The following is a 14,801-nucleotide window of genomic DNA, read 5'->3' as shown; positions in this document are numbered from 1 at the left end:
GCCTCCAGGTTAGCTGAGCCTTACCTCTTGTGAAACTGCGGAATCAGTCCCGGATGACGCCCGCTCGACGAAGCGCGCTGCCGATGGCCAGACCTACTAGAGTCCAGGCCACGGGACCTGCGATGAAGAGCACGGCGAAGCCGATCGCGCCCCAGGTCGGGAGGCTCGAGACGTGGAAGGCGAACCACAGCGGCACGGCGATCACGATGCCGGTGATCGCTGCCGAGAGCAGGAAGCGCCAGGGCTCCCAGTGCCGGTAGCGGGTGAGCGCTGAGACTCCTTCTTGCACGCCGCCGAAGACGACAGCGGCGAGAATGTAGCGTCCTGCCATGGCGGGGACGAACGCCAGCCCGATGAGAGCGGCGATCGCGTGCGTGATGAGGGCGACCCACGGGGCGCGGAGAACCTGCTGAGCGATCACGCCGGGGAGGGCGTGGAATCCGAGCACCAGCCCGTAGAGGGGCACCGCGCCTGCCGCGGCGATGATGTGGAGCCCTGCCCAACCGGCCGAGACGAGACCTGTGGCCACGCCGATCGCCGCGCAGATCAGCAGCACGCGGGTCGAGAGCACACGGGTCTTCTGCACGAGATCAGCTTATCTCCGGGCCTGGAGCTCGGTGCTCTGGAGCCAGGCGCGCACTTCGCGGGCGATCTCATCTGGCGTCGCGCGAAGGTCGACTTCGAGATGAGGCTCGTCGCTTTCCAGGTCTTCGAGGGTCTCGTACTGAGAGGCGAGCAGCGAGTCGGGCATGAACTCATGACCGCGGCCCGCCATGCGCTGGGCGACGAGTTCTCGGGGCCCTGCCAGGTGCACGAAGATCACCGAGGGGTCGCTCGCGCGCAGCGCATCGCGGTAGCTGCGACGCAGTGCGGAACAGGCGACGACCATGCCAGCGGGAGCTGTGGCAAGGTGCTCGCCCACCGTGCGCAACCATGGCCAGCGATCGCTGTCGCGCAGCGGCAGGCCGGCAGCCATGCGCTCCTTGTTCTCGCGTGGGTGCAGATCGTCGGCATCGACGAAGTCCGCCCCGAGTTCGAGGGCGATCCGCTTGCCGACTGTCGACTTTCCGCTCCCGGATACGCCCATCACCACGAGGTGCGGTTGCATCGACACATCTGACATGGATCCTCCATAGCTATGACGTCTCCGAGGATACGCGGGCTCACGTGAACATCACGCGCAGTGGAGGCTCATCGGTGTAGGTGCGCCCGAGTGGGCTGGTCCACAAAACCACCCCGTCATCGAGTTGCTTCGCCGTCCACCGATCGCGGTCGTCGACATCCGGATGCTTCAGCGGATGATGACTCGTGCAGAACAGACTGAGATTGCTCAGAGCTGTCGGCCCGCCTTTCGCGTGGTCCTGATTGTGGTCGATCTGGCACCGGTGGGCGGGCGCGCGGCATCCGGGGAATCGACAGTGTTGATCGCGTGCGCGCAGATAACGTTTCATGCCGGCAGTGGGGACGTAGTTATCTGTTTCGACGACCATTCCGCGGGTATCGAGGAACGCTCGGTCCCAGCTGCCGGCCTGTCCTGCGAGGATCCGCGCCGCGTCAGGGGTGATCGGCCCGTGGTCGTTGAGTTCGCCCATCGCATCGTCTGCGCCCATGAGCGTGGACATGCCGATCGTGACCTGCACGGTGGCCTTCACCGATTCGAGAGACGTCGACGTGATGCTGGTCGGCGATGTGGTCAGCAACAGGTCAGCGAAGATGTCCGCACGCAGCTGATCCTTGGTGCGGGTGTCGTGCCCACGGGCGCCGTAGCCGTCATGCATCGGTGTGGAATCGACGGAGCCCGCCTCGCCGAGGAGGTCTGATTCATCGAGGAGGTCTGATTCATCGATGAAGGGTGCGGGGGTGAAGGACTCTGCGGCAGCGTGCGCGGCGCGCTCAAGCTCCGCCGTCCATTCCGCGGCTTCTGTTTCTCGCACACCGCGGGCTGCGGAGGCGTCTTCCCACGGCGCGGGTTCGTCGAGCGCATCGAGGAATGCCGCCCCGGGGTGAGCGGGAGGCGCGGGATCGTGCGGCGTCTGCATGCCGAGGGCAGCCTCGCGCTCGGCGCGGATCTTCGCGAGCGTGGACTGTCGGGGCCGACGCTGCCCCTCTGGTCGGGCTCGAGTGACTTCATCTGCCATCGACGTGATCCGATCATGGATCGCATAGGCGAGAAGCTCGGGAAGGATTGCCGTCAGTACGGCCATTCCGTCTCCGTCGGGCTTCACCGTGACAGTGCGCTCGGAGCGGCCACGGCGATGCTGCTCTGCCATCCCCTCGGGGTGCACTCTGGCGGCAATGCCGCGGGCGTGCGTGCGCGTGCGGGCGGCGGTGTCGTTCTCGGCGAACGGCAGGATCTGCTGCTCGTACTCGGCGCGAAACAGATCGGCGTCAGCCTGACCGCTGACGTTCGGAGCTTCTCTGACGATGACCTCGGCGTGCCGTCTGCTGATCGTGCCGGCCGCAAGTGATTCAAGGGTCCGCGGGAACTGGCGTACGAGCACCCATGCATTGGTGATGTGCGCGCCGGCTGTGCTCGGCGGAATGTGCGCGGCGGCGGCGTACTCGGCGCACATCGAACGGAACGCCATCTCGTCGGAGCCCGGGTCGAGTGAGCGCTCCTGTGCGAGCAGATCGAGCCGCGTGGCGAGAAGCTCGGTCCGCCGAGCCTCGAGCGCGGCGATCTGTTGCCCCAGAGTGACCCATTCATCGAGCAGTGCACCGCGCAGAACGAGCGATTCCTCGAGTTTCTGGAGCGTGGGGCTGAGCGGGGCCATGCCTCCAGAATAGAACAAAGTTTCGAACAATGCAATGAAAAGTGGGAGGAATCGATCGGCTGTCGACCGCGTAGCGATGATTACTTCTCGTCGTCCCCGGCGGGGTCATCCGGCAGCTGGGGCCAGCGGATTTCTGCCCCCTCGACCTGATTGCGCTTGAGGTAGCGGGCGATGTACGGGCAGTAGGGGACGAGCGTCTTGCCGGTTGCCGCGGCATCCGCCAGCGCTTCGCGGGCGAGAACCGGTGCCAGGCCCATGCCCTGGAAGGCCGGGTCGACCTCGGTATGCGTGAACAGGATCTCGTCGTCGCGTTCCTTGTACTCGGCGAATCCCGCGAGGACGTCGCCGGTACGGATCTCATAGCGCGAAAGTTCCGCGTTGCGCGTGACGGTGGTTTCGTCAGTCATGGCTGCTCCCTTGCGTGCGTTTACCCCACCCTAGGACGGCTCGTGTCGCCACGGGTCGTTACGCTGAAGGGATGCCGCAGAATCCTGGAGCCACGTTCCCCGGTGACCCCTATGCGGATCTGCCGTGGGACGACACTCCGCCACCGGAGGACATGGACTGGGAGCCGCAGGGCGACGGGTTTGAACCGCCGCTCGACTGGGGCGATAGTCCTTTCACTCCCGTCGTGGATGTCGTACCGGACCGTTCGACGGGCTCAGAGATCGGACGGCGGGCGACACCATCGCGTTTCCCGACCGCGGGCGAGGCGCTGCATACCGTCTTCGGATATGACGCCTTCCGCGGAGACCAAGCGGCGATCGTCGATCAGGTGATCGCCGGTGGGGATGCTGTCGTGCTGATGCCGACCGGCGCAGGCAAGAGCGTCACCTACCAGGTTCCGGCGCTCGTGCGCGAAGGAACAGGGCTGGTGATCAGCCCGCTCATCGCCCTCATGCACGACCAGGTCGATGCGCTGCGCGCCAACGGTGTCAACGCTGCGTACCTGAACTCCACGCAGTCGGCGTCCGAGCGTGCCGAGGTCGAGCGCGCGTACGTCGCGGGTGAGCTCGACCTCATCTATGTTGCGCCAGAGCGCCTGTCGTCCGCGGCGACGACGCGCCTTCTGCAGCGCGGCATCCTCAGCGTCATCGCGATCGACGAGGCGCACTGCGTGTCGCAGTGGGGCCACGATTTCCGCCCCGACTACCTCGCACTCGGCGATCTCGGCGAGCGGTTCCCCGGCGTCCCGCGCATGGCGCTCACGGCGACCGCCACCCGTGCGACGCACAAGGAGCTCACCGAACGGCTTCAGCTCGACGCTGCCAAGCACTTCGTGGCGAGCTTCGACCGACCGAACATCCAGTACCGGATCGTGCCGAAGGTCGACCCGCGCAAGCAGCTCGTGTCTTTCGTGCGCTCGATGCCGGAGGGAGCTGCGGGCATCGTCTACGCGCTCAGCCGCAAGTCGGTCGAGCAGACCGCGACGTACCTCGCAGCCCAGGGTCTCGACGCGCTGCCGTATCACGCAGGCCTTCCCGCCGAGGTTCGCGCGGCGAACCAGTCGCGGTTTCTCCGCGAAGACGGGGTGATCATGGTCGCGACGATCGCGTTCGGCATGGGAATCGACAAGCCCGACGTGCGCTTCGTCGCACATATCGACCTGCCGAAATCGGTTGAGGGCTACTACCAGGAGACCGGCCGTGCCGGACGCGACGGCGAGCCAGCGGTGGCGTGGATGGCCTACGGCCTCGGCGACGTCGTGCAGCAGCGCCGCATGATCGACCAGAGCCCGGGCGACCGCACCTTCAAGATGCGCATGGGGCAGCATCTCGACGCCATGCTCGGTCTGTGCGAGACGGTCGAGTGCCGCAGACAGAATCTGCTGGGCTACTTCGGTCAAGCATCCGAACCCTGCGGAAACTGCGACACGTGTCTCGAGAGGCCTGAGACCTTCGACGGACTGATCCCCGCGCAGAAGCTGCTTTCGACGATCGTAAGGCTCAAGCGCGAGCGCAATCAGGCGTTCGGCGCCGGTCACCTCATCGACATCCTGCGCGGATCGTCGAACGACCGCATCCGTCAGCAGAAGCACGACGGGCTCGCGACCTATGGCATCGGCGCCGACCTGTCCGATCAGGACTGGCGCAGTGTCGTCCGGCAGTTACTCGCCCGCGGCATTCTCGTCGCCCAGGGCGACTACGGCACCCTCGCGCCGGGCGATGCCGCCGCGGGTGTCCTCAAAGGCGAAACGCCCGTCCCGCTTCGCAAAGACGCGATGGGGCGGGTGAGTGCCAGTCGCGCCCGCAAGACATCTGCCGCATCGGATGCTGTCGCAGAAGGCGACCGCTCGCTCTTCGAAGCTCTGCGGGTCTGGCGTGCGGCGACGGCGAAGGAGATCGGCAAACCGGCGTACATCGTTTTCGGTGATGCGACCCTTCGGGCGCTCGCCGAAGTGCGTCCGGCATCCTTCGGCGACCTCGAGGGAATCACCGGAATCGGTGAGAAGAAGCGCGAGGCGTACGGCGATGCCGTCCTCGCGGTCGTCGAGGCGAACTGAGCCTGCGTCGTCAGCCGACGGCGTACGGTTCGCCGTGCACGGCGACCGTCGTCGCGCTGCGAAGCAGCCGCGACACGGGGCAGCGCGCGTGCGCCTGCTCGAGCACGCGCTCGGTCTCCTCAAGAGATGCGCCCTCGACCGAAAGATACGCGTCGACCCGGAACTCGTAACCCGAGCCCTCCGAGGCATCGCGCAACGCGACCTCGACGCGCACGGCGGTCCGGTGTCGCCGCACGGTGACTGCTTGAGCGGTCGAGTTCAAGCAGGTCGCCCAGGCGAGTGCGAGCAGCTGTTCGGGGTTGGTGGCGTCCAGATCCCGGTCGGGGTTCAGCGGCGACGAGACGCGGACGGTCATGCCGTCTTCGACACGGCTGACGCCGGGCTCACTGGTGCTGTTGCTCGCTGCGGTCCGATACTTCTCGCTCATCCCTCCACCGTACGCCGGTGTCCAGTCACGGGGCCCGGTGGCCGAACCTGTCGCCTCACAACAACCGCTGGATGCACGGCCCCCCACACGCATTGGAGAGATCGCACAGGAGGCTTTCTTCACGGTTGGAGGAGTCCTACGGTTGGAGAATCTTGACTTCTCCTTGAGAGGACCACCATGGTTGACGCCGCCGTCCGCAGTACGAAGCCCAGCAGCACACGCAACGCAGAAGACAACGCTCCGCGCGTAAATGTCGACCGTGTCAATGACCTTCTGCTCGGCACCTGGGCCGACATTCGTCGTGAAGCACGCGAGATGATCAAGGATCCCGCGTTCTGGCGCGACGATTCCCTCAACAAGGATGAGCACCGCGAGCGCGTTCTCGCCCAACTGCACCTACTCGTGCAGAACGGAGCGGTTCACCGGGCCTTCCCGAAGAAGTTCGGCGGCGCAGAAGACAACGGCGCGAACATCTCAGGCTTCGAGGAACTCGTCGTGGCAGACCCCAGCCTGCAGATCAAGGCCGGTGTGCAGTGGGGGCTCTTCGGCTCCGCCGTGCTGCAGCTGGGCACGGACGAGCACCACGAGAAGTGGCTGCCGGGCATCATGGATCTCTCCATCCCCGGCGCCTTCGCGATGACCGAGATCGGTCACGGCTCTGACGTCGCAGCGGCTGCGACGACGGCAACCTACGACCCAGAGACCGAAGAGTTCGTCATCAACACTCCGTTCCGGGCGGCGACCAAGGAGTTCCTCGGCAACGCGGCGCTGCACGGCGTCGCCGCAACCGTGTTCGCCCAGCTCATCACGAACGGTGTGAACCACGGTGTGCACTGCTTCTATGTGCCGCTGCGCGACGAGGACGGCAACGACCTGGCGGGAATCACCCGTGAGGACGACGGACTCAAGGGCGGTCTCAACGGCATCGACAACGGCCGCCTCTCGTTCGACCACGTGCGCATTCCGCGCACGAACCTGTTGAACAAGTACGGTGACGTCGCATCCGACGGCACGTACACGAGCCCGATCGACAGCCCAGGCCGCCGCTTCTTCACGATGCTCGGCACCCTTGTGCAGGGGCGCGTCTCTCTCGATGGCGCAGCCTGCTGGGCATCGGCCCTCGGCCTCCACATCGCGATCACGTACGCGACTCAGCGCCGGCAGTTCGACGGTGCTGACGGACAGGAAGTCGTACTGCTCGACTACGGCAAGCACCAGCGCCGCCTGCTGCCGCGCCTTGCCACGACCTACGCACAGATCTTCGCGCACGACGAGTTCGCGCAGAAGTTCGACGGCGTCTTCTCCGGACGCACCGACACCCCCGATGACCGCGAAGATCTCGAGACTCTGGCCGCTGCTCTCAAGCCCTTGTCGACCTGGCACGCGCTCGACACGCTGCAGGAAGCACGCGAGGCCTGCGGCGGCGCGGGGTACATGTTCGAGAACCGCCTGGTCGGGCTCCGGGCCGACCTCGATGTCTACGTCACCTTCGAGGGAGACAACAACGTCCTGCTGCAGCTGGTCGGAAAGCGCCTGCTCACCGACTTCGCGAAGCAGTTCAAGGACAAGGATGCCGCCGCTCTCGCCAAGTTCGCTGTCGGACAGACAGCGGGCAAGGTGTTCCATGGCGCTGGCCTCCGCCGATTCGGGCAGAACATCGCCGACTTCGGCTCCACTGCGCGCTCTGTCGAGAACGGTCTGCGCGCCGATCAGCAGCACGAGCTGCTCGCCGATCGCGTGCAGCAGATGGTGGCCGACATCGCAGGCCGCCTGCGTCCCGCGGGCAAGGACAGGGTGCTCGGTGAGAAGCTGTTCAACGAGAACCAGGCGGAACTCATCGAGGCCGCTCGCGCGCACGGCGAGCTGCTGCAGTGGGAGGCGTTCACCGATGCAGTCAACAGCGTTCCGGATGAAGACACGAAGCAGGTCCTCACCTGGCTGCGCGACCTGTTCGGGCTGCAGCTGATCGAGAAGCATCTCGCCTGGCACATCATCAACGGTCGCCTGTCGACGCAGCGCGCCGCCGCAGTGTCGAGCTACATCGACCGGCTCTGCCTGCGACTTCGCCCGCACGCCCTCGACCTGGTGGGCGCCTTTGGCTACGAGCCCGAGCACGTGCGTGCGCCGATCGCGAGCGGGATCGAGCAGCAGCGTCAGGACGATGCGCGTGCGTATTACGCCGAGCTCGAAGCGTCCGGAAAGGCGCCGATCTCGGAGAAGGCGCTCAAGCGAGCCGCGAAGAAGTGATCCGCCGGCGGTGCGTACGCTGAATCCATGACCTCTCTTCTCGCCGGACCCGATGGGCGCGCCCGCTGCGCATGGACCGGAGAAGATGCCGAGTACCGGCGCTACCACGACGAGGAGTGGGGCGTTCCGCTGCACGGCGACCGAGCACTGTTCGAGAAGATGGCGCTCGAGGGGTTCCAGGCCGGGCTCAGCTGGATCACCATTCTGCGCAAGAGACCGAGGTTCCGCGAGGTCTTCGACGGTTTCGATCCAGAGCGCGTCGCAGCCTTCGGCGATGATGATGTCGAGCGTCTGATGGCGGATGCCGGGATCATCCGCAACCGCGCCAAGATCCTCGCCACGATCGGCAACGCGCGTCTGGTCGTGGAGATGTCTGATGGCGAGCTCGACGCGCTGATGTGGTCGTTCGCTCCGGCCCGTGGCATTCGCCCGCGCTCTTTCGACGACGTGCCGGCAGTGACAGCTGAGTCGACCGCGATGAGCAAGGAATTGCGCAAGCTGGGGTTCCGTTTCGTGGGTGCGACGACGATGTACGCGCTCATGCAGTCGACGGGGATGATCGATGATCATGTCGAAGGATGCTGGCGCGCGCTCTGACCGCATGGGCATCTCTGCCCGTCGAGGGTTTCAGATCGGGCAGTTAGTATGTACCGGTGTGCCCCGCCCGTGAAGGGTCGGACCGCAAGTGACGAACCACCCGGGGGGGGAAACGGAAGATGAAGGCGCTGTCCTGGTTGCGCGCGAAACCGAAGACAGCGGCATCCGTTGCAGCTGTGACTGCAGCGGTTCTCACCGTTGGCACGCTCGCGTTCGCGTATGAGGGAAATCCCACGACGAAAGTCGATCTGAACGACGGCGGCGTGTGGATCACGAAGTCCTCGGCGCTCATGGTCGGCCACTTCAACAACGAATCGACTCTTCTCGACGGCGGTCTGCGCACGACGGGTGAGAGCTTCGACGTCCTGCAGGACAAGTCGACGGTCCTCGTTACGGACCGCTCGAATTCGACGCTCACCGCCGTCGATCCTGCTCGAGTTTCACTCGGCGACAGCGCTTCTATCCCCGGGTCGGCGAAGGTCGCGCTCGGCGCTCAGACGACGGCGATCCTCGATGGCGATTCCGGACAGCTGTGGGTCGTCCCGGTCAAGGCGATCTCCAACTTCGAGCACCAGGGTACGGATCCGGTCGCCAAACTCGGCAAGAACTCCGATGTCGTCGTCGGTCAGGATGGCACGGTCTACGCCGTCTCCGGCGACAACGGCGAAGTCATCACGATTCCCGTAGACAATGAGGGCGAAGCCCTCGACCCCTCGACCGCATCGCTGGGTGAGATCGACACCTCGGTTGCGCCGACCATCACCGTCGTCGGGTCGACGCCCGTCGTTCTGTCTCCGGCAGACAGCGCCCTCATGACTCCCGGCGGCTTCCGCACTGAGATCGCCGAAGCAGACACGGCGGTCCTGCAGTACGCATCCGCTGCGACGGACGAGGTCGCTGTGGCGACGGCATCCCATCTGATCGATGTGCCGCTCGACGGTGGCGAACCGCAGATGACGAACGTCGGCGGCGGCAGCACGCCCGCGGTGCCGGTGTCATTGCTCGGTTGCAGCTACGGCGCCTGGGCGGGTGCGGGAACCTTCGTGCGAGAGTGCCCCGGCGAAGACAACGATGTGAACGCCGACGTGCCAGGTGTCGAGAACTCCTCGTCGCTGACCTTCCGCGTGAACCGTGACGTCATCATCCTCAACGACACAGTCGGGGGAGCGGCCTGGCTGGCAGATGAGAGCCTGCAGCAGGTCGACAACTGGAACGACCTGACCCCGCCCGAGGGCGAGACCGAGGACGAAGAGGACACCACCGAAGAGACCGTCGAGACGACGCTGCCGGTGCGCACCGACGCCAACACCCCGCCCGTCGCGGAGAACGATGAGTACGGTGTGCGTCCCGGCCAGACCACGGCTCTGCCCGTGCTCGACAACGACAACGACGCTGATGGAGACGTTCTTGTCGCGGCGCTCGCCGAACAGCAGCCCCCTGTCGGCACGGTGCAGCCCATCTACGACGGCGGGTCGCTGCAGATAGCCGTTGATGAAGAAGCATCCGGCGCTGCTTCCTTCAGCTACGAGGTGAACGACGGTCGCGGAGGCAAGGACACCGCGACGGTCAGCCTTTCCGTCAAGGGCTGGGACACCAACACCGCCCCCAAGCCGAAGCGCTCGACGACTCTCGCGATCGAGACCGGCGGCACCGTCTCGTACAACGTGCTGCCTGACTGGATCGACCCGGAGGGGGATGACATCTACCTCCGCGAGGTGATCGCAGCTCCAGGTGATGAGGTCGAGTTCACCACCGACGGACAGGTCACCTACCGCGCCACCGCGAGCGTGCAGGGCCGCAAGGAGGTGCAGGTCTCAGTTTCCGACGCGCTCGGCGAGATCGCGCGAGGAGTGCTCATCCTCGATGTGCGGCCTTCGGGCACGACGCTGCCGAAGACGAACGCGGACCACGTGATGACCCGCGTCGGCGAACAGGTCACCGTGTCGCCGCTCGCGAACGACTCCAGCTCCGGTCGTGAGCAGCTGCGTCTGACCCGTGTGAACGGCGATGAGACGCCGGGCGCGACGATCACCCCGGACTATCCGAACAAGACATTCACGTTCAGCGCGCCGACAAAGGGCGTCTATTACGTGCTCTACGAGGTGGCTGCAGGACCGAACGGCGTGCAGGGCATCGTGCGCATCGACGTCGCCGACGCGAGTGAACAGGACCTGCCTCCCGTCGCCGTGCGCGATGTCGCGCTGCTGCCCTCCGGCGGCGAAGTGCTGCTGGGAGTGCTCAACAATGACTCTGACCCCTCTGGGGGCATCCTGGTCATCCAGTCGGTCAGCGTCGAGCCCGGCAGCGGCATCTCGGTGTCAGTCCTCAATCACGAGTCCCTTCGCATCGGCGATCAGGGCGCACTCGATGAGCAGGTGCGCATCACCTATCGCATCTCGAACGGATCGAAGACGGCCGAGGGCGAGGTCGTCGTCATTCCCATCCCCGCGCCGGAGAAGATCCTTCCGCCGGTCGCGAGCCCTGATACGGCCGTCGTCCGTGTCAACGACGTCGTCACGATCCCCGTTCTCGACAACGACACCAGTCCGACTGGTGACGCCCTCACGCTCGAACCCGAGCTCATCGAACCGTTCGTCGCTCCCGAGGACGGCGAGATCTTCGTCTCGCAGGATGTGGTGCGGTTCAAGGCGGGCCCCGAGGCGAAGACCGTCTACGCGACGTACGAGGTCTCTGATACCCGCGGCAACAAGGTCGGCGGATACATCACGATCCAGATCCTTCCCGAGCAGGAAGAGAACGCGGCTCCGCGTCCACGCGACATCACTACGCGTGTGCTCAGCGGCAGCGCGGCGAACATCGCCATCCCGCTTGACGGCCTGGATGCCGACGGCGATTCGGTCGAGCTGATCGGACCGGCGTCGAACCCGGCCAAGGGACGCATCACCGAGGTGGCGCAGAACTACTTCGTCTACGAGGCGTACGCCGACTCCACTGGAGTCGACAACTTCACCTACCGGGTGCGCGACCGCCTCGGCAAGGAAGGGCTGGCAACCGTCCGCATCGGCATCGCGCCGGCAGAAGACGTCAACCAGGCGCCGTTCGCGGTGAAGGATGCTGTCGTTGTGCGACCTGGGCGCGAGATCGCCGTTCCGGTGATGTTGAACGACTCCGATCCCGAGGGCGATGAGATCGCTCTGGTCGAGGACGGGCTCGTCCTGCCCGAGATCGAGGGGATGACCGCCCGGGTCTCCGGTGATCGCGTGCTCGTCGAGGCCCCGAATCGTGCGGCAGAGACCTCGCTCCAGTACACGATTCGTGACGCGCGCGGTGCGTCGGCACAGGCCGTGCTCCAGATCACCGTCGACGAAGATGTGCCGCTGTTGGCGCCCATCGCTCGAGACGACCGGATCCTCCCCGCCGATCTCACCGACGGAGAGCTGGACGTCGATGTCGAGATCCTCGCCAATGACGAGGACCCTGACGGCACCACTGACGGACTCCGCGTAGAGGTCGGCGAAGGCGGCACTCTGCAGGACGACGGCAAGGTCAGCGTCACCATCGGCGAAGAGATGCAGCTGATCCGGTACACACTCACCGACCGCGACGACCTGCAGACCTCGGCGTTCATCTTCGTCCCCGCGGTGCAGGAGCTCCGCCCGACGCTGACGTCGACGAAGCCGCTCACGGTCAAGAGCGGTGAGACCAAGGCGCTGCCGCTCTCCGAGTACGTCACGGTCGCCGGCGGCGGAAGCGTGACGATCACCGAGCACGCGAAGGTCAGTGCAGCGCACGCCGACGGATCCGACCTCGTCAAGGACGGCAGCACGCTCGTCTACACCTCCGCTCCCGGGTACTTCGGAGAAGACGGCCTCTCCTTCGAGGTCACCGATGGCACGGGTCCCGACGACCCGGAGGGACGCAAGGCGACCCTGACCATCCCGATCACCGTGCTGCCGCCGGAGAACCAGTCGCCGAGCTTCACCCGAGGAGAGGTGAACGTCGCGCCCGGTGAGGATGCGACCACACTCGACCTCGAGGCGCTGACGAAGGATCCGGATCCGGAGGACGCCGGAAAGCACAGCTACTCGCTCCAGGGCAATGCCGGGCAGGGCGTCACCGCGCGGATCGCCGATGGCGAGCTGTCGGTGGAAGCGGCTTCCAACGCGAAGAAGGGTACGACGCAGACCCTCACGATTCGCATCTCCGACGGAGAGAGCGAGGCCATCGAGGGTACGGTCACCGTGCGTGTGACCGCGTCCACGCGCGCGCTCGCCACAGCGAACACCGACACCATCGATGAAGCAGACCAGGGCAAGACGATCACGGTCCCGGTGCTCGAGAACGACTTCAACCCGTTCCCCGATGCGCCGCTGAAGCTCGTCTCCGCGTCGCCCGAGACGGGCGCGGGAACCGCGAAGCTCGACGGTACCGGAGTGCAGGTGACCCCCAGCAAGGACTTCGTCGGAACCCTCGTGGTCCGCTACACGGTCGAGGATGCGACAGAAGACACCGACCGCCGCGTCGACGGTCGCATCGTCGTGACCGTGCAGGGCGTTCCCGAGGCGCCGGGCCGACCGCAGGTGACGAGCGTGCAGGATCGCACGGTCGTCGTGTCGTTCTCGGCCCCGTCGAACAACGGTGCGGAGATCACCCACTACACGGTCAAGAGCACCAGCGGCAGCGCGTACACCAAGAAGTGCCAGACGACCACGTGCACGCTGGATGGCCTCACCAACAACGTCGAGTACACCTTCGAGGTCGTGGCGACCAACCGTGTCGGTGACTCCGAGCCCTCCGGGGCATCGGCGATCGCGCGTCCGGATGCGCGCCCCGACACCCCGGTCGCCCCGACTCTGGTCTTCGGCGACAAGTCACTCAAGGTCGCGTGGAAGACGCCTTCCACCCCTGGCTCGCCCGTCGAATCGTTCAACCTGCAGATATCGCCGGCGCCGCCATCGGGCATTACCGAGAAGAGTGTCACCGGCAACTCGATGACCTGGGAGGGGCTCGAGAACGGCTCCTCATATCAGGTGCGCGTGCAGGCGGTGAACAGGGCTCCTGAGCCATCGACGTGGAGTGGATGGTCGCTGGATGAGATTCCGGCAGGGCCCCCTCTGCAGCAGAAGGCGCCGACGACCGCCGAGCTGTCGCCGGTGGGCGACCAAGCGCAGATGAATGTCATCTGGGCGGCACCAGACAACAACGGCGCGGCGATCGACAGCTACGAGATCCAGGTGCTCAAGGGCGGATCGACGTGGAAGACGACCACGGCAGCCGCCGGCCAGACGAGTCAAGCTCTCGTCGTCCCCACGTCGGAAGACGGTTACACCTACATTGTCCGGGCGCACAACAAGGCCGGCTGGGGCCAGTGGAGCCCGCCGTCGGCGGAGCGCCGGGGGGCGATCAGGCCGGATGCTCCGGCTACGCCGAAGATCGTCGCGCGTGACCGCGCGATCGAGATCACGTCGTCGTACACGCTCTCAGCCGACCAGCGAAACGGTGCCAAGGTGAGCGAGATCTCATACCAGTACCGCCTCAACAGCGGCGGCACGTGGACGGCGCTTTCGGGCACGACGATCTCTGGCCTCGCGAACGGCTCGTTCTACACGCTCCAGATCCGTGCGCTGTCGAACACCGGAACCGGCAGCTACACCGGCGTGGAATCTGCAGCATCCGTCGCGGCGATCCCGTTCGGCAAACCGCATACGCCGACCGCGAGCGCGTCCGGGCTCACCACCCAGGTGCGTCTGGGGTGGAATGCCACGGGATCAGATAACGGCCGATCGATCCAGGTCGTGCAGATCAGCATCGACGGCGGATCCTGGCAGAACGTGGGCCTTCAGGGAACGCGAGACGTCGGAACCGACTACGAGCAGAGCCACAACATCAGAGTGCGGGCGATGGATACCGAGCAGCAGTGGTCGGATGTCAGCGCCCAGAAGTCAGCCAGATCCAGCGATCGTCCGCAGCCGCGGGTCTGGGTGACCCAGGGTGATGCCGCCGGAAACTGCGTCAACGGATGCCGCCAGTTCGTCGTGCACTGGGAGAACCTGAACATCGGCACGTACGACGTGCAGTGCATGGTCGAGGGTAAGGGCGCGATCGGCAACTTCCGGTACAGCGTCAACTTCAACGGCGCCGGACAGCAGCAGCTCGCCTGCTACCAGGGCCGTGATGGCGTCAACGTCTGGGCCGACATCGTCGGCTGGGGTGACGGGGTTGACACGGAGCAGGCGTTCTGGCCACGGCCGTAGTCGCCCCACACACGCGAATTTTCAGAACGAAGAGAAAC

General features: G+C 65.7%; 9 protein-coding genes. 4 read left to right on the top strand and 5 right to left on the bottom strand.

Annotation, left to right across the window (positions count from 1 at the left end; translation table 11 throughout):
- Window positions 1-43 precede the first annotated feature (43 nt).
- From ACTU6U_RS03555 to ACTU6U_RS03540, 4 genes are all read right to left on the bottom strand, one after another.
- A complete protein-coding gene (locus ACTU6U_RS03555; RefSeq protein ID WP_443467763.1) occupies window positions 44-586 on the bottom strand; it encodes an ECF transporter S component in 543 nt (180 codons plus the stop codon).
- 9 nt (window positions 587-595) lie between these two features.
- The gene (locus ACTU6U_RS03550) at window positions 596-1,123 is read right to left on the bottom strand and encodes a gluconokinase (protein ID WP_443467762.1); all 528 of its coding nucleotides are present in this window, start codon (window positions 1,121-1,123) and stop codon (window positions 596-598) included.
- A 40-nt stretch (window positions 1,124-1,163) separates the two neighbouring features.
- Window positions 1,164-2,774: an HNH endonuclease signature motif containing protein gene (locus ACTU6U_RS03545; protein WP_443467761.1), complete on the bottom strand. Its 1,611-nt coding sequence runs from the start codon at window positions 2,772-2,774 to the stop codon at window positions 1,164-1,166.
- A gap of 80 nt (window positions 2,775-2,854) precedes the next feature.
- Entirely contained in the window at window positions 2,855-3,181 is a 327-nt protein-coding gene (locus ACTU6U_RS03540; RefSeq protein WP_443467760.1) for a GNAT family N-acetyltransferase, read from the bottom strand.
- Window positions 3,182-3,252: 71 nt separating this feature from the next.
- On the opposite strand from ACTU6U_RS03540, the gene recQ reads away from it, so the two are divergent.
- Window positions 3,253-5,277: a DNA helicase RecQ gene (recQ, locus tag ACTU6U_RS03535; RefSeq protein WP_443467759.1), complete on the top strand. Its 2,025-nt coding sequence runs from the start codon at window positions 3,253-3,255 to the stop codon at window positions 5,275-5,277.
- A 10-nt stretch (window positions 5,278-5,287) separates the two neighbouring features.
- Here the strand turns inward: recQ and ACTU6U_RS03530 are convergent, their stop codons facing one another.
- Window positions 5,288-5,704: an OsmC family protein gene (locus tag ACTU6U_RS03530; protein WP_443467758.1), complete on the bottom strand. Its 417-nt coding sequence runs from the start codon at window positions 5,702-5,704 to the stop codon at window positions 5,288-5,290.
- Between the two features lie 177 nt (window positions 5,705-5,881).
- Between ACTU6U_RS03530 and ACTU6U_RS03525 the strand changes: the two genes are divergently transcribed.
- From ACTU6U_RS03525 to ACTU6U_RS03515, 3 genes are all read left to right on the top strand, one after another.
- Window positions 5,882-7,951 carry an acyl-CoA dehydrogenase family protein gene (locus tag ACTU6U_RS03525; protein WP_443467757.1) on the top strand — a complete coding sequence of 690 codons (2,070 nt, stop codon included), beginning with the start codon at window positions 5,882-5,884 and terminating at the stop codon, window positions 7,949-7,951.
- Window positions 7,952-7,978: 27 nt separating this feature from the next.
- The gene (locus ACTU6U_RS03520; RefSeq protein WP_443467756.1) at window positions 7,979-8,548 is read left to right on the top strand and encodes a DNA-3-methyladenine glycosylase I; all 570 of its coding nucleotides are present in this window, start codon (window positions 7,979-7,981) and stop codon (window positions 8,546-8,548) included.
- A gap of 119 nt (window positions 8,549-8,667) precedes the next feature.
- A complete protein-coding gene (locus ACTU6U_RS03515; RefSeq protein WP_443467755.1) occupies window positions 8,668-14,763 on the top strand; it encodes an Ig-like domain-containing protein in 6,096 nt (2,031 codons plus the stop codon).
- Window positions 14,764-14,801: the final 38 nt, after the last annotated feature.

This window comes from Microbacterium zouquanmingi, assembly GCF_052266695.1.
GTDB lineage: Bacteria > Actinomycetota > Actinomycetes > Actinomycetales > Microbacteriaceae > Microbacterium.
The sequence above is the reverse complement of the archived record's forward strand: the minus strand, read 5'-3'. Positions and strand labels throughout refer to the sequence as shown.